The organism is Pseudomonas sp. IT-P44, from assembly GCF_949768225.1.
In the GTDB taxonomy this organism is placed as follows: Bacteria; Pseudomonadota; Gammaproteobacteria; order Pseudomonadales; family Pseudomonadaceae; genus Aquipseudomonas; species Aquipseudomonas migulae.
On sequence record NZ_CATKQM010000029.1, the window covers coordinates 1 to 15,554 of the forward strand.

The following is a 15,554-nucleotide window of genomic DNA, read 5'->3' on the forward strand; positions in this document are numbered from 1 at the left end:
GCCCGCAAGGACATCACTGAAACATCTGGCAAACTGGTGCTTAGTATATCGGCCAGGTCCAACAACCGTCGGACCTTGCGCACATTTGTGGCTAAAAGTTACTCCAATGCTTTCCAGATATCCGTCGCGTACTCGCGAATGGTCCGGTCGGAGGAGAACCAGCCCATCCGGGACGTGTTCAACACCGCCGAACGCCACCACTCGTTCGAGTCGTGCCAATGGGCTTCAACACGCATCTGCGCGTCCCAGTAGGAATCGAAATCGGCGCAGACCAGGAAGCGGTCGTAGTCGATCAGCGAGTCAATCAAGCCGGTGTAACGGGATGGATCATCCGGCGAGAACACCCCGCCACGAATCGCTTGCAGCACGTCATTCAGCCGATGGGACGCGGCAATATCCGGCGTCGCATTGAACTCATGATTCTGTTTGCGCGCTTCAACCTGCTGCGCGCTGAGGCCGAAGATGAACATGTGCTCGGCGCCGATGCGCTCGCACATTTCCACGTTGGCACCGTCCAGCGTGCCAATCGTCAGCGCGCCGTTGAGGCCGAACTTCATGTTACTGGTGCCCGACGCCTCAAAGCCTGCGGTGGAAATCTGCTCGGACAAATCCGCCGCCGGAATGATGCTCTCCGCCAGGCTGACGTTGTAGTTAGGCAGGAACACCACTTTAAGCAAGCCGCGCACGGTCGGGTCGTTGTTCACCACCCGGGCGATGTCGTTGGTCAGTTTGATGATCAGCTTGGCCTGGTGATAACTGGCGGCGGCCTTGCCGGCGAAGATTTTCACTCGCGGCACCCAGTCGATTTCCGGCTCGGCGCGAATCGCCTGATACAGCGCGACGGTGTGCAGCAAGTTGAGCAACTGACGTTTGTATTCGTGGATCCGTTTGACCTGCACGTCGAACATCGCCGCCGGGTTGACCGCAACCCCAAGGCGCTCGTGAATGATGTACGCCAGCGCTTTTTTGCTGTGCAGGCGCTGTTCGGCGAAGGCCTTGCGGAACGCGGCTTTTTCCGCGAACGGCTCCAGATCGAGCAAGCGCTCTTCCGGGTTATCCAACAGATCAGGGCCGAGGGCATCGACCAACATCGAGGTCAATTCCGAGTTGGCCTGATACAGCCAGCGGCGGAAAGTAATGCCGTTGGTCTTGTTGTTGATCCGCTCCGGGTAGAGCTTGTGCAGTTCCGAGAACACGGTTTTGCGCATCAGTTGGGTGTGCAGCCCGGACACGCCGTTGACGCTGTGGGAGCCAAGGAACGCCAGGTTGCCCATGCGCACACGGCGACCGTTGTCCTCTTCGATCAGCGATACCGCGCGCAGCACGTCAAAATCATGGATGCCTTTGGCGCGCAGCGAGTCGATGTGCTGGGCGTTGATCAGGTAAATGATCTGCATGTGCCTTGGCAGCATCCGCTCCATCAAACCGACCGGCCAGGTTTCCAGCGCTTCCGGCAACAGCGTGTGGTTGGTGTACGAAAGCGTGTCGACGGTGACCTGCCACGCGGCGTCCCACGCCACGTCGTAGACATCGACCAATTGGCGCATCAGCTCGGCCACGGCAATGGACGGGTGAGTGTCGTTGAGCTGGATTGCCGCGTGGTCGCCCAGGGTCAGCACCGAGGTGTGCATGTTGCGATGACGGCGCAGCAAATCCTGGAGAGATGCCGCGACAAAGAAGTATTCCTGGCGCAGGCGCAGTTCCTGGCCGGCCTCGGTGCTGTCCGCCGGGTACAGCACGCGGGAGATACTTTCCGCCCGCGCCACTTCAGCGACCGCGCCGAGGTGGTCGCCGGCGTTGAAGCGCTCAAGGTGCAAATCTTCCATCGCGCGGGCACGCCACAGGCGCAGCGTGTTGACGCTCGCCCCGCGCCAGCCGACTACCGGGGTGTCATAAGCAATGGCGCGCACGGTTTCCGCCGGGGACCAGACTTGCTTGGACTTGCCGTTTGAGTCGGTCACGGTTTCGACGCTGCCGCCGAAGCCGATCGGGTAAACCACTTCCGGCCGTTCGAATTCCCACGGGTTGCCGAAATCCAGCCAGTGTTCGGTCTGTTCCTGCTGCCAGCCATCGACAATCGCCTGGCGGAACAAGCCGTGTTCGTAACGGATGCCATAACCGTGGCCGGCGATGCCGAGGGTCGACATGCTTTCCATGAAGCACGCCGCCAGACGACCGAGGCCGCCGTTGCCCAAGGCTGCGTCGGGCTCCAGCAGGCGGATGCGTTCGAGGTCGACGCCGAGCTCGGTCAGCGCTTCGCGGGCGACGTCGAGCAGGCCGAGGTTGCTCAAACTGTCGTAGAGCAGCCGGCCGATGAGAAATTCCAGGGAGAGGTAATAAACCCGCTTCTGACCTTTGCGGTAGATCTGCCGGGTGTGGTCCATCCAGTGCTCGACCATGTGATCGCGCGCCGCCAACGCAATGGCTTCGAACCAGTCGTGGTCGAAGGCGTGATCCGGGTCTTTACCCACCGCGTAGGTGAGTTTGGTCAAGACGGCGTCGCGGAATGCGGCCACCTCTGCTTCGCGAACAAGTGGTTCTTGAGTCATCGATAAGACCTCGAGCGAGCTTTGAGTTGTCTGAGCCTAGACGGTCTGACAGGCGGTAGAGGCTCTGGTTCGGCAGTTTTTCCTGTTAGTGCGAGATAGGTCGGCATTACCTTGTCGTGTACCTGAATCAATGCAGGGGCCGTGCCGGAATTCACGTGTTGTTGACCGCAGTTAAAAAAATCTGGCGAAAGGTTGTTCAAAAATCCACCAGTCCCGGTATGATCGCGCGCCCTGATGCACACGCTGGTAACAACCGATGATGAAGCCCAACCTGATCGCCGCCGCAGAGATCGATCGTCTCGATACCTGGGCCAAATACTCTGCGCCGATGTGCGGTTCCTGCATATCCAGCTGCTGCACCCTGCCGGTCGAGGTCAAGATCAAGGATCTGATCCGCATCGGCATCGTCGACGAGTTCGAGCGCGGCGAACCGGCGAAGAACATCGCCAAGCGTTTGCAGAAGGAAGGGATCGTCGAGCGTTACAGCCAGAAGACCGAGATCTTCACCCTCCAGCGCATGAGCAACAACGATTGCCTGTACCTGGATCGTAAGAGCCGTCTGTGCACTATTTATGAAAAGCGCCCGGATACTTGCCGCAACCACCCGAAGATCGGGCCGCGACCGGGGTATTGCGCTTACAAGCCGAAGGAAGTGGCGCGCGAGACCAGCAGCAGCCGTCGGCCCCTCGAGAAATTCTGATCCGGAATATGGGCGCCTGAACGGGCGCCTTCGCGGGCAAGCCTCGCTCCTACAAGGGCAGCGCATAACCTGTAGGAGCGAGCGATGCGGCGATCCGACTTGCCCGCGAAGGGGCCGGTGAAAACACCACACAAATCGCAGACAAACAAAAACGCCCCCGGCCTTTCGACCGGGGGCGTTTTCATTCAGCCTGAACTAAAACTCAGTTCTTGGCTTTCTTGGCAGCGCGGGTACGCTCGCCTTCGTCCAGGATCTTCTTGCGAAGACGGATGGACTTAGGCGTAACTTCACACAGCTCGTCGTCCTGGATGAATTCCAGGGCCTGTTCCAGGGTGAAGCGAACAGGTGGAACCAGAGCGATGGTTTCGTCTTTACCCGAAGCACGCATGTTGTCGAGCTTCTTACCTTTGGTTGGGTTGACGCCCATGTCGTTATCACGGCTGTTCAGACCAACGATCTGACCGTTGTAGATTTCCTGACCGTGTTCAACGAACAGCTTGCCACGTGCCTGCAGGGTTTCCAGGGAGTAGGTCAGAGCCTTGCCGGTTTCTACCGATACCAGAACACCGTTCTGACGACCGGACATGTCGCCGGACTTCATGGTGTCGTAGCGATCGAAGATCGAGGTCAGGATGCCAGCACCGTTGGTCAGGGTCAGGAACTGGTTACGGAAACCGATCAGACCACGAGCAGGGATGTTGTATTCCAGACGCACACGGCCTTTGCCATCCGGCACCATGTTGGTCAGGTCGCCCTTACGCAGACCCATCTCTTCCATGACCTTGCCCTGGGATTCTTCAGGGGTGTCGATGGTGACGTTTTCAAACGGTTCCTGCTTCACGCCGTCAACCTGACGGATGATCACTTCAGGACGACCAACGCCCATTTCGAAGCCTTCGCGACGCATGGTTTCGATCAGTACCGAGAGGTGCAGCTCACCACGGCCGGAAACCTTGAACTTGTCAGCCGAGTCGCCTTCTTCAACGCGCAGAGCAACGTTGTACAGCAGCTCTTTGTCCAGACGTTCCTTGATGTTACGGGAAGTCACGAACTTGCCTTCTTTACCGCAGAAAGGCGAGTCGTTCACCTGGAAGGTCATGGAAACGGTTGGCTCGTCAACGGTCAGAGGCTTCATCGCCTCGACGTTGTCCGGCTGGCACAGGGTGTCGGAGATGAACAGCGAGTCCATACCGCTCACGCACACGATGTCACCGGCAAACGCTTCTTCAACGTCGATACGGTGCAGACCGTGGTGACCCATCAGCTTCAGGATACGGCCGTTGCGTTTCTTGCCGTCGGCGCCGATGGCGACAACCGGAGTGTTCGGCTTGACGCTACCACGAGCGATACGGCCAACACCGATAACACCCAGGAAGCTGTTGTAGTCCAGTGCCGAGATTTGCATCTGGAACGGGCCTTCACGGTCAACTTTCGGCGCAGGTACGTTGTCGACGATCGACTGGTACAGCGGGGTCATGTCTTCAGCCATGTCGGTGTGGTCCAGACCGGCAATGCCGTTCAGGGCCGAGGCGTAGACGACTTTGAAGTCCAGCTGTTCTTCGGTGGCACCCAGGTTGTCGAACAGGTCGAAGATCTGGTCCAGAACCCAGTCCGGACGCGCGCCTGGACGGTCAACCTTGTTGATGCACACGATCGGACGCAGGCCGGCTTCGAAAGCCTTCTTGGTCACGAAACGGGTTTGCGGCATAGGGCCGTCTTGAGCGTCAACCAGCAGCAGAACGGAGTCAACCATCGACATTACGCGTTCAACTTCGCCGCCGAAGTCGGCGTGGCCCGGGGTGTCCACGATGTTGATGTGGTAGCCGTTCCAGTTGATGGCGGTGTTTTTCGCCAGAATGGTAATACCGCGCTCTTTTTCCTGGTCGTTGGAGTCCATCACGCGCTCGTCGTTGAGCTCGTTGCGCTCCAGAGTGCCGGATTGACGCAGGAGTTTGTCTACCAGGGTGGTTTTACCATGGTCAACGTGAGCAATGATGGCGATGTTGCGTAGATTTTCGATCACTTGTGTATCTCGATCAGAGGATTCGGTGTGCTGACAAGTCTTGGCAGCGATTAACAGTAGAGTCAGGCCTTGCCGTTACAGCTTGACGGCAGAGTCGGGGGGCCGATGACGCAGGCCACAGGCAAACAGCCCCGGGCTCTTAGCTCGGTCGATAAACGCGCACATTGGCATGCCCCTCACTGAGCAAATGGTGGGCATGCAGGCGACTCATCACGCCTTTGTCGCAATACAGCAGGTACTGGCGAGTAGGGTCCAGTTCCTTGAAACGAGCGTTCAATGCATAAAACGGCATCGTCTGTACCTCAATGCCACCGAGTTCCAGCGGCTCGTCTTCAGCGGCATCCGGGTGACGGATGTCGATGATGATCTGGCCCGCCAGTGCTTCGCTGACTTCTTCGATTTGCAAATCCTGGCCCAATTCGTCGATCACGCGATCGATCGGCACCAGTTTGGCGTTCTCGAGCGCACGCTCAAGGACTGCCATGTCGAATTCTTTCTCTTCATGCTCCACCCGGTGGCGCTTGGCAGCCGTCTTCGGGTTGACTGAAATGACCCCGCAATACTCCGGCATGTGCCGGGCGAAATCGGCGGTACCGATTTCGTTGGCCAGATCGATGATGTCCTGCTTGTGACTGGCGATCAGCGGGCGCAGCACCAGCTTCTCGGTCACGCAGTCGATCACGTTCAGATTCGGCAATGTCTGGCTCGACACCTGGGAGATCGCCTCCCCGGTCACCAGCGCTTCGATTTGCAGTCGATCGGCAATTTGGGTCGCAGCGCGCAACATCATACGCTTCAATACTACGCCCATATGACTGTTATCGACTTTACCGAGAATTTCTCCCAGTACTTCCTCGAACGGCACACTGACAAATAACACGCGTTGGGAGCTTCCGTACTTCTTCCAGATGAAGTGCGCGACTTCCATCACGCCCAGCTCGTGAGCCCTTCCGCCCAGATTGAAGAAGCAGAAGTGGGCCATCAGGCCGCGACGCATGATCTGGTAGGCCGCCACAGTGGAGTCGAAGCCGCCGGACATCAGCACAAGCGTCTGCTCCAGTGCACCCAGCGGATAACCGCCGATGCCGTTGTGCTGACTGTGGATCACGAACAACCGTTGGTCGCGAACTTCGATTCGGACTTCGATTTCAGGCTTTTTCAGGTCGATCCCGGCGGCACCGCACTGGCGGCGCAACTGGCTGCCGACGTATTTCTCAATATCTATCGAGCTGAATGGGTGCTTGCCGGCGCGTTTGCAACGCACCGAGAAAATCTTGCCGGCCAGTGCATCACCGTAGTGCTGCTTGCATTTTTCAACGATGTCGTCGAAATCACCCAGCGGGTACTCATCGATTTGCAGGAAGTGCGCGACGCCCGGCATGCAGCTCAGACGCTCGCCCATCTCCTTCAGAGCCTTGGGATCGCTGACGCGGGTTTCCAGCTCGAGGTTGTCCCACACACCGTTCACCACCACGGCCGGATCCAGATCGCGGAGCACGGCACGGATGTTCTTGGCCAACTGGCGGATGAAACGCATCCGTACCGGGCGGCTCTTGATGGTGATCTCTGGGAAGACTTTTACGATTAATTTCATGGAAACAGCGCGCGCGAGGCCTGCCGAAAAAGGGGGGCGCGGATTATAGCGGAAATTGCTCAAGGTTTAACCAGTTAATGTGCAGAAGGTTTTGCACGCACCAAAACAGGTCATTTATTGATTTTAGCGCCACATTGTAGGGCGGGATTTTCCCCATTAATGCGCTTTACACCTTTATAAGCGTGATATTGGGGCAAAAAACCCATGGTGGGGCACTGGCATGCAATTTGCTCCCTTGTGAGGCAGGTTGCCTTGGCAGAGTATTCGCGCCGGCATCACCCACATTCTAAGGGCATCCACTACTAAGCCCGAAGCCACCCGGAGGACACTATGTCGAAGTCGGTTCAACTCATCAAAGATCATGACGTCAAGTGGATTGATCTGCGCTTCACGGACACCAAAGGCACCCAGCACCACGTGACCATGCCGGCTCGCGACGCGCTGGATGAAGACTTCTTCGAAGTCGGCAAGATGTTCGACGGTTCCTCCATCGCTGGCTGGAAAGGCATCGAAGCCTCCGACATGATCCTGCTGCCGGACGACAGCACTGCCGTACTGGACCCGTTCACCGAAGAGCCGACCCTGATCCTGGTCTGCGACATCATCGAACCTTCGAGCATGCAAGGCTACGATCGCGACCCACGTGCGATCGCCAAGCGCGCAGAGGAATACCTCAAATCCACCGCCATCGGCGACACTGTGTATGCCGGTCCGGAGCCAGAGTTCTTCATCTTCGACCAAGTGAAGTTCAAGTCCGACATCTCCGGTTCCATGTTCAAGATCTACTCTGAACAAGGCTCGTGGATGTCCGACCAGGACGTGGAAGGCGGCAACCGTGGCCACCGTCCAGGCGTCAAAGGCGGTTACTTCCCGGTTCCACCGTTCGACCACGACCACGAAATCCGTACCTCCATGTGCAACGCACTGGAAGAAATGGGCCTGACCGTCGAAGTTCACCACCACGAAGTGGCAACTGCCGGCCAGAACGAAATCGGCGTCAAGTTCAACACCCTGGTGAAGAAAGCCGACGAAACCCAAACCCTGAAGTACGTCGTGCACAACGTGGCCGATGCCTACGGCCGCACCGCTACCTTCATGCCTAAGCCTCTGTACGGCGACAACGGCTCGGGCATGCACGTGCACATGTCCATCTGGAAAGACGGCAAGAACACCTTCGCAGGTGAAGGCTATGCCGGCCTGTCCGATACCGCTCTGTACTTCATCGGCGGCATCATCAAGCACGGTAAGGCCCTGAACGGCTTCACCAACCCGGCGACCAACTCCTACAAGCGTCTGGTTCCAGGCTTCGAAGCTCCAGTGATGCTGGCCTACTCGGCCCGTAACCGCTCCGCTTCGATCCGTATTCCTTACGTGTCGAGCCCGAAAGGCCGCCGTATCGAAGCACGCTTCCCGGATCCAGCTGCCAACCCGTACCTGTGCTTCGCAGCACTGATGATGGCTGGCCTGGACGGTATCCAGAACAAGATCCACCCTGGCGATGCAGCTGACAAAAACCTGTACGACCTGCCGCCTGAAGAGGCGAAAGAGATCCCACAAGTTTGCGGCAGCCTGAAAGAAGCCCTGGAAGAGCTGGACAAAGGTCGTGCGTTCCTGACCAAAGGCGGCGTGTTCTCCGATGACTTCATCGACGCTTACATCGCTCTGAAAAGCGAAGAAGAAATCAAGGTACGCACCTTCGTACACCCACTGGAATACGAGCTGTACTACAGCTGCTGATCCGGTAGCGCCTGCGCAAGCGGCGTGACAAAAAGAGGCCTCCTTCGGGAGGCCTTTTTTGTGCCCGCGATTCCGCGGATGACCCCGCTTTTCTGTGGGAGCGAGCCTGCTCGCGAAGGGGTCGTCACATCCAACATTGATTTTGAATGACGCACCGCTTTCGCGAGCAGGCTCGCTCCCACAGGGACTTGCGCAGCCTGATGTATTGCAGGAAATCATGCCCGAATGTTTACAGCTTGGGCCAACCGCCGCCACTGACCTATGCTGCAACCCAACGCGTTCGTTTCTGGTCGATTTTATGGGTCGTGGTTTTCTGTTCATCCTGCTGTTGATCGCCCTGCCCGCCGCCGCGCAGATTTATAAGTACACCGACGCCGCCGGCAACACCGCCTACAGCAATCAACCACCCGACGGTGTGAAGGCTCAGCCGGTCGAACTGCCGCCGCTCAACAGCGTCGAGCGCCAAGCGCCTCCCACCCCACCCGCACAAGCCACCAGCGGCGAACAACCTCGCAGCGCCTACAAGGTGCTGGAGCTGACCAACCTGCCCACCACCGAAGCGCTGCGAGCCAACAACGGTACCTTCACCGTCAACGTGTTGATCAAACCGCGCTTGCAAGGCCCGCATCTTTTCAGGCTGCTGCTGGACGACCAGCCTTACGGCCAGCCGAGCAACGTGCCGATCCTGCAACTGGTCAACATTGATCGCGGCACTCACAGCCTCGCGGTGCAGGTGATCAACGGGGAAGATATCGTGCAGCAGAGTCCGACCGTAACCTTCACGGTTCAGCGGGTGCACAAGCCGTGAGGTTATGGCTGCTGGCCGCCTGCCTGATCGCGTTGTCCGCATCGGCCGAAGTCTTCACTTACATCGACGCACAGGGCAATCGGGTCTTCACCGACCAGCCTGGCTCCGGCAACGCCAGACGCGTACCGCTGGCGACGAGCAACCGCATGTCCGCCAACCCGACCGGCGCAGCGCCGGTGATTGCCGAGAAGCGGACCGAAACCAAACCCCTGTTCCGCTACGACATGCTGCGAGTGCTGGTGCCCGAGCCCGACGCCACAATCCGCAGCAGCGCCGGCGAGCTGATCGTCAGCATCACCAGCGAGCCCGGCCTGCAACGAGGCCATCGCTACCGCTTGTTGCTGGACGGGCAGCCCACCGCTGAACCGGGTCCGAGCCCGGTGTTCGCCTTGAGCAACATCGATCGCGGCAGCCACAACCTGTCCGTGGAAATCCTCGACGAACACGGCCGCATCGTCGAGCGCACCGCCAATCAACCGTTCCATATGCTGCGCATTTCCTTGGCACAAAAACGCCAGGTCAAACCCTGCGCGCTGACCGACTACGGCCAACGACCGGAATGTCCGCTCAAGGACAAACCCATCGAGCCAAAAAATCCCTTCCTGCGTTTCTTCTAACCTCGTTCAGCTTTGCGCACTATATTGGTGCGATAGGTTGCACCGTACCCAAATATCAACCCATTTTGGTTCGAAAGTACCCGCAAAAGCTGGCAGAACGCCACGCAAACGAGCGTCAAACGCCCGTTTCAGGCCTTTGACGCTTCTTTTCGGAGCCTTGGTTTGGTTTTTGCATTTTCCTCATATCGGCGCGTTATTCACGCGCATGCCCTGCTCCAAAAGAGGTCCTGATGACCATTAGCGACGCACTGCATCGATTGCTGCTCGACAACCTGACCACCGCCACCATCCTGCTCGACGCCGAACTGCGCCTCGAGTACATGAACCCGGCGGCGGAGATGCTGCTGGCCATCAGCGGCCAGCGCAGCCATGGGCAGTTCATCAGTGAGTTGTTCACCGAATCCACCGAAGCCCTGAATTCCCTGCGCCAGGCAGTCGAGCAGGCGCATCCGTTCACCAAACGCGAAGCGATGCTCACCGCCCTGACCGGCCAGACGCTGACCGTCGATTACGCGGTCACACCGATCCTGGCCAACGGCGCCACCATGCTGCTGCTGGAAGTCCACCCGCGTGACCGCTTGCTGCGAATCACCAAGGAAGAGGCGCAGCTGTCGAAGCAGGAAACCAGCAAGATGCTGGTGCGCGGCCTCGCTCACGAGATCAAGAATCCGCTCGGCGGGATTCGCGGTGCGGCCCAGCTGCTCGCCCGCGAACTGCCGGAAGAAAGCCTGCGCGACTACACCAACGTCATCATTGAAGAAGCCGACCGCCTGCGAAACCTGGTCGATCGCATGCTCGGCTCCAACAAGCTGCCATCGCTGGCCATGTGCAACGTCCACGAAGTGCTGGAGCGCGTCTGCCACTTGGTCGAGGCCGAAAGCCAGGGCTGCATCACATTGGTGCGCGATTACGACCCAAGCATTCCCGACGTGTTGATCGACCGCGAACAGATGATTCAGGCCGTCCTGAATATCGTGCGCAACGCAATGCAGGCCATCAGCAGCCAGAACGAGCTGCGCCTGGGCCGCATCAGCCTGCGCACCCGCGCCATGCGCCAGTTCACCATCGGCCACGTGCGCCATCGCCTGGTGACCAAGATCGAAATCATCGACAACGGCCCCGGCATTCCTGCGGAACTTCAGGAAACCATCTTCTTTCCCATGGTCAGCGGGCGCCCGGACGGTACCGGGCTCGGCCTGGCCATTACCCAGAACATCATCAGCCAGCACCAGGGCCTGATCGAATGTGACAGCCATCCAGGCCACACCACCTTCTCGATCTTTCTGCCACTGGAACAAGGAGCCACATCGACATGAGCCGTAGTGAAACCGTGTGGATCGTCGATGACGACCGTTCTATCCGTTGGGTCCTGGAAAAAGCCTTGCAGCAGGAAGGCATGACCACGCAAAGCTTCGACAGCGCCGATGGCGTGATGAGCCGCCTGGCGCGCCAGCAGCCGGACGTGATCATCTCCGACATTCGCATGCCGGGTGCCAGCGGTCTGGACCTTCTGGCGCGGATTCGCGAGCAACACCCACGGCTGCCAGTGATCATCATGACTGCGCACTCCGATCTGGACAGCGCTGTCGCGTCCTATCAGGGCGGCGCGTTCGAATACCTGCCCAAGCCGTTCGATGTCGACGAAGCGGTGTCCCTGGTCAAGCGCGCCAACCAGCACGCCCAGGAACAGCAAGGCCTGGAAGTCCCGGTCGCCCTGACCCGCACCCCGGAAATCATCGGCGAAGCGCCGGCGATGCAGGAAGTGTTTCGCGCCATCGGGCGCTTGAGCCACTCCAACATTACCGTGCTGATCAACGGTGAATCGGGTACGGGTAAAGAGCTGGTCGCCCATGCCCTGCACCGTCACAGTCCACGGGCGGCTTCGCCATTCATTGCGCTGAACATGGCGGCCATCCCGAAAGACCTGATGGAATCCGAGCTGTTCGGCCATGAAAAAGGCGCGTTCACCGGTGCGGCCAACCTGCGTCGCGGACGATTCGAACAGGCGGATGGCGGCACGCTGTTCCTTGATGAAATCGGCGACATGCCGGCGGACACGCAGACCCGTTTGCTGCGCGTGCTGGCAGACGGCGAGTTCTACCGCGTCGGCGGCCACGTGCCGGTCAAAGTCGACGTGCGGATCATCGCCGCGACTCACCAGAATCTGGAAACCCTGGTGCACGCCGGGAAATTCCGTGAAGACTTGTTCCACCGCCTCAACGTGATCCGCATTCATATTCCACGCCTGTCGGACCGTCGCGAAGACATCCCGACCCTCGCCAAGCACTTCCTCAGCCGCGCCGCGCAAGAACTGGCGGTCGAGCCGAAGCTGTTGAAAAGCGAAACCGAGGAATACCTGAAGAACCTGCCGTGGGGCGGCAACGTTCGTCAGCTGGAGAACACCTGCCGCTGGATCACGGTGATGGCTTCGGGTCGCGAAGTGCACATCAGCGACCTGCCGCCAGAGCTGCTGAGCCTGCCACAGGATTCGGCGCCGGTGACCAACTGGGAGCAAGCGCTGCGCCAGTGGGCCGATCAGGCGTTGGCGCGTGGTCAGTCGAGCCTGCTCGACAGCGCGGTGCCGGCGTTTGAGCGGATCATGATTGAAACCGCGCTCAAGCACACTGCTGGCCGTCGTCGTGATGCAGCGGTTTTGCTGGGTTGGGGGCGTAATACCCTGACGCGCAAGATCAAGGAATTGGGGATGAAGGTGGATGGTGGGGATGATGATGAAGGGGAAGAGGGTTAATTAGCCTTTAGATCATCATCGTTGCATAGATCCATTCGCGGGCAAGCCTCGCTCCTACAGATTCGTAAAAATCCTGTAGGAGCGAGGCTTGCCCGCGAAGCTTTTGGGGTCAACATGCACCGACTGAATGCAGAGTGAACCGCAATCGCGCACACCAACCGATCCAAAACCCCACCTGCGTTCACAATCGAACCCCTGGCGAAAAAACACGAAAGCCCCGTATTACGGGGCTTTTGGCGTTTCAGAGCGCGTGATTGTTTCAAGCTGTTAAAACCTGGCACGCCCCCTGCAATAGTCCATTCAGTGATTCAGTTCACTACCCGGTTTCGGGGACCTTGGTACAGGCAGGCCGGGGATTCCCCTCTTTACATCGGGCTCACACCGCACTTGCGACGAGCCCAAACAGTTTTGGGGCCCTTGATACAGGCAGGTCAGGGGTTCCTTCTTTACACCGGGCTCACGCAATGCGCGAGCCCTCCCGTTTTGGGAACCTTGGTACAGGCAGGCCGGGGATTCCCTCTTTTATTGCTCCCGGAGATGGATCTCCAGCCGCCAGCGGTCATCGACCTCGCTACCGGCCCACTCGCCCTGCAGTGGCCGGGCCGCCACCACCGACAGCAACAACCCCCCATCACTCAAACGCACCCGCCAGTTCACGTTCTTGTCGTTGAGCTTGAGCTGACCTTTCTGCGTCTTGCCCTCCGCCTCGAACAGCAACGCCAGGCTGCCGTCGATAAACTCGCCGTGGGACTTGGGTTCGTTGTTGAACCACACCACCAGGCCGTCGTTCGTCACCTCGATCTGCTGCAATTCACTGGGGTTGGGCGTGGTCAGGCGACCGATCATCAGCCCCACCATTACCCCGACAATCGCCAGCGAACCCATCACGCGCGGGAATAGTTTCGAACGGGGATCCGCTTGCGGCGTAGAATGCCCGTCATCTTTACCTTCGGAGCCGTGCATGTTTCACGTCATCCTTTTTCAACCAGAAATTCCGCCGAATACCGGCAACGTTATCAGGCTGTGCGCCAACAGTGGCTGCCACCTGCATTTGATCGAACCGCTGGGCTTCGAGATGGACGACAAGCGCCTGCGCCGGGCCGGCCTCGATTACCACGAGTATGCCACCCTGCAACGCCATGCGGACCTCGCCAGTTGCCTGGAGAGCCTTGGTCATCCAAGGGTGTTCGCGTTTACCACCAAGGGTTCGCGGCCGTTCCATGACGCGAGCTTCGCCGAGGGCGATGCCTTTCTGTTCGGCCCGGAAAGCCGAGGCTTGCCGGCAGAAGTGCTGGATGCCCTGCCCGGCGAACAACGTCTGCGTTTACCGATGCGCGAAGGCTGTCGCAGCCTGAACCTGTCGAACACTGTGGCGGTTGCCGTCTACGAAGCGTGGCGGCAGAACGACTTCAAATAACACCCCATAACAAATGTGGGAGCGGGCTTGCTCGCGAAGGGGCCATAACATTCAACATCATCGTTGACTGTTACAGCGCTTTCGCGAGCAAGCCCGCTCCCACATTGGACTTTCTACGACGCTCAGACCGTTTACTGAACGGTTGGAGTCTCGCCAGCCGCCTGCATGCGTTGCAGTTCTTGTGCGTACAGCGCGTCGAAGTTCACCGGGGCCAGCATCAGGGCCGGGAACGAACCACGGGTCACCAGGCTGTCCAGGGTTTCGCGAGCGTACGGGAACAGGATGTTCGGGCAGAACGCGCCGAGGGTGTGGCTCATCGAAGCGTCGTCCAGGTTCTTGATCAGGAAGATCCCGGCCTGTTGCACTTCAGCGATGAACGCTACTTCTTCACCGTTTTTCACGGTCACGGACAGGGTCAGCACGACTTCGTGGAAGTCGCCTTCCAGTGCCTTCTGGCGGGTGTTCAGATCCAGACCGACGCTTGGTTCCCACTGCTGGCGGAAGATCGCCGGGCTTTTCGGGGCTTCGAACGACAAGTCACGTACGTAGATGCGCTGCAAGGAGAATTGCGGTGCGGTTTCTTCTTCGCTAGCTGCAGTGTTCTGTTGGTCAGTCATCTCAGATCCTTTCTGATCTTGGGGTCTTATAGGGAAGGCATTCAGGCCTTGAGCATGGCGTCGAGCTTGCCGGCGCGCTCAAGGGCAAACAAATCATCACAACCGCCAACGTGGCGCTCACCGATCCAGATCTGCGGCACGGACGTGCGCCCGGCCTTCTGGGCCATGGCGGCGCGCACCTGCGGCTTGCCATCGACCTTGATCTCTTCGAAGGCCACGCCTTTGTTCTCGAGCAGGTACTTGGCTCGCGAGCAGTAAGGGCAGTAATCGCTGGAATAGACGACGACGTTGCTCATATCACTTCACCAGCGGCAGGTTGTCGCCTTTCCAGCTGGAAATACCGCCGGACAGCTTGGCGGCGGTGAAGCCGGACTTCATCAGTTCGCGAGCGTGAGTGCCGGCGGTCTGGCCCATGGCGTCGACCAGGATGATGGTCTTGGCCTTGTGTTTTTCCAGTTCGGCCACGCGAGCGGCCAGTTTGTCGTGAGGAATGTTCAACGCGCCAACAATATGACCGGCGGCGAAATCCTTGACCGGACGAATGTCGATCACAACGCCCGCGTCCTTGTTGACCAGGCCGGTCAGTTCACCGGTGCTCAGGCTGCGGCCGCCGCCTTGCATCTGATAGGCGATCAGCAACGCCAGCAGTACCACGAAGATACCGACGAGCAGATAGTGGTTAGTGGCAAATTCAATCAGGTGAGCAACCATCGAAGGAGGTTCCAGGGCGTTAAAATGTCGGC

14 protein-coding genes are annotated in these 15,554 nt (G+C 59.0%); 7 read left to right on the forward strand and 7 right to left on the reverse strand.

Going from position 1 to position 15,554, the window contains the following annotated elements; translation table 11 throughout:
* Nucleotides 1-98: 98 nt before the first annotated feature.
* On the reverse strand, nt 99-2,549 hold the full coding sequence (locus ACM6IO_RS16505; protein WP_008028030.1) for a glycogen/starch/alpha-glucan phosphorylase: 2,451 nt from the start codon (nt 2,547-2,549) through the stop codon (nt 99-101).
* A gap of 259 nt (nt 2,550-2,808) precedes the next feature.
* Here ACM6IO_RS16505 and ACM6IO_RS16510 point away from each other — a divergent pair, with 259 nt between their 5' ends.
* Nucleotides 2,809-3,249, forward strand: coding sequence for a YkgJ family cysteine cluster protein (locus ACM6IO_RS16510; protein WP_085988407.1), 441 nt, complete (start codon nt 2,809-2,811; stop codon nt 3,247-3,249).
* Nucleotides 3,250-3,451: 202 nt separating this feature from the next.
* Here ACM6IO_RS16510 and typA read toward each other — a convergent pair whose 3' ends face one another.
* Nucleotides 3,452-5,272 (reverse strand): translational GTPase TypA, encoded by a 1,821-nt coding sequence (gene typA / locus ACM6IO_RS16515; RefSeq protein ID WP_008028025.1) that lies wholly within the window; start codon nt 5,270-5,272, stop codon nt 3,452-3,454.
* Between the two features lie 139 nt (nt 5,273-5,411).
* Entirely contained in the window at nt 5,412-6,866 is a 1,455-nt protein-coding gene (gene thiI / locus ACM6IO_RS16520) for a tRNA uracil 4-sulfurtransferase ThiI (protein ID WP_008040995.1), read from the reverse strand.
* A gap of 330 nt (nt 6,867-7,196) precedes the next feature.
* On the opposite strand from thiI, the gene glnA reads away from it, so the two are divergent.
* The 5 genes from glnA (at nt 7,197) to ntrC (ending at nt 12,777) form a co-directional block, all read left to right on the forward strand.
* Entirely contained in the window at nt 7,197-8,603 is a 1,407-nt protein-coding gene (gene glnA, locus ACM6IO_RS16525; protein WP_192417192.1) for a type I glutamate--ammonia ligase, read from the forward strand.
* Between the two features lie 298 nt (nt 8,604-8,901).
* Nucleotides 8,902-9,411: a DUF4124 domain-containing protein gene (locus ACM6IO_RS16530; protein ID WP_414911868.1), complete on the forward strand. Its 510-nt coding sequence runs from the start codon at nt 8,902-8,904 to the stop codon at nt 9,409-9,411.
* On the forward strand, nt 9,408-10,028 hold the full coding sequence (locus ACM6IO_RS16535) for a DUF4124 domain-containing protein (protein WP_414911869.1): 621 nt from the start codon (nt 9,408-9,410) through the stop codon (nt 10,026-10,028). Before ACM6IO_RS16530 ends, ACM6IO_RS16535 begins: the two co-directional genes overlap by 4 nt.
* Before the next feature lie 230 nt (nt 10,029-10,258).
* Nucleotides 10,259-11,344, forward strand: coding sequence for a nitrogen regulation protein NR(II) (glnL, locus tag ACM6IO_RS16540; RefSeq protein ID WP_008024908.1), 1,086 nt, complete (start codon nt 10,259-10,261; stop codon nt 11,342-11,344).
* A complete protein-coding gene (gene ntrC, locus ACM6IO_RS16545) occupies nt 11,341-12,777 on the forward strand; it encodes a nitrogen regulation protein NR(I) (RefSeq protein WP_064675450.1) in 1,437 nt (478 codons plus the stop codon). The genes glnL and ntrC overlap by 4 nt, the downstream gene beginning before the upstream one ends.
* Before the next feature lie 522 nt (nt 12,778-13,299).
* On the opposite strand, the gene ACM6IO_RS16550 is transcribed toward ntrC, so the two are convergent.
* Complete coding sequence (locus ACM6IO_RS16550; protein ID WP_414911870.1) at nt 13,300-13,740, reverse strand: hypothetical protein; 441 nt, start codon at nt 13,738-13,740, stop codon at nt 13,300-13,302.
* On the opposite strand from ACM6IO_RS16550, the gene trmL reads away from it, so the two are divergent.
* Nucleotides 13,739-14,194, forward strand: coding sequence for a tRNA (uridine(34)/cytosine(34)/5-carboxymethylaminomethyluridine(34)-2'-O)-methyltransferase TrmL (gene trmL / locus ACM6IO_RS16555; RefSeq protein WP_008040998.1), 456 nt, complete (start codon nt 13,739-13,741; stop codon nt 14,192-14,194). The two genes, ACM6IO_RS16550 and trmL, sit on opposite strands and share 2 nt — an antisense overlap.
* A gap of 131 nt (nt 14,195-14,325) precedes the next feature.
* On the opposite strand, the gene secB is transcribed toward trmL, so the two are convergent.
* From secB to ACM6IO_RS16570, 3 genes are read right to left on the reverse strand one after another with little or no spacing between them, the layout of a single operon-like run.
* Nucleotides 14,326-14,811 carry a protein-export chaperone SecB gene (gene secB, locus ACM6IO_RS16560; RefSeq protein ID WP_007897410.1) on the reverse strand — a complete coding sequence of 162 codons (486 nt, stop codon included), beginning with the start codon at nt 14,809-14,811 and terminating at the stop codon, nt 14,326-14,328.
* A 41-nt stretch (nt 14,812-14,852) separates the two neighbouring features.
* A complete protein-coding gene (gene grxC / locus ACM6IO_RS16565) occupies nt 14,853-15,107 on the reverse strand; it encodes a glutaredoxin 3 (protein WP_008024917.1) in 255 nt (84 codons plus the stop codon).
* Between the two features lies 1 nt (nt 15,108).
* Nucleotides 15,109-15,522 carry a rhodanese-like domain-containing protein gene (locus ACM6IO_RS16570; protein WP_008024918.1) on the reverse strand — a complete coding sequence of 138 codons (414 nt, stop codon included), beginning with the start codon at nt 15,520-15,522 and terminating at the stop codon, nt 15,109-15,111.
* Between the last annotated feature and the right edge of the window lie 32 nt (nt 15,523-15,554).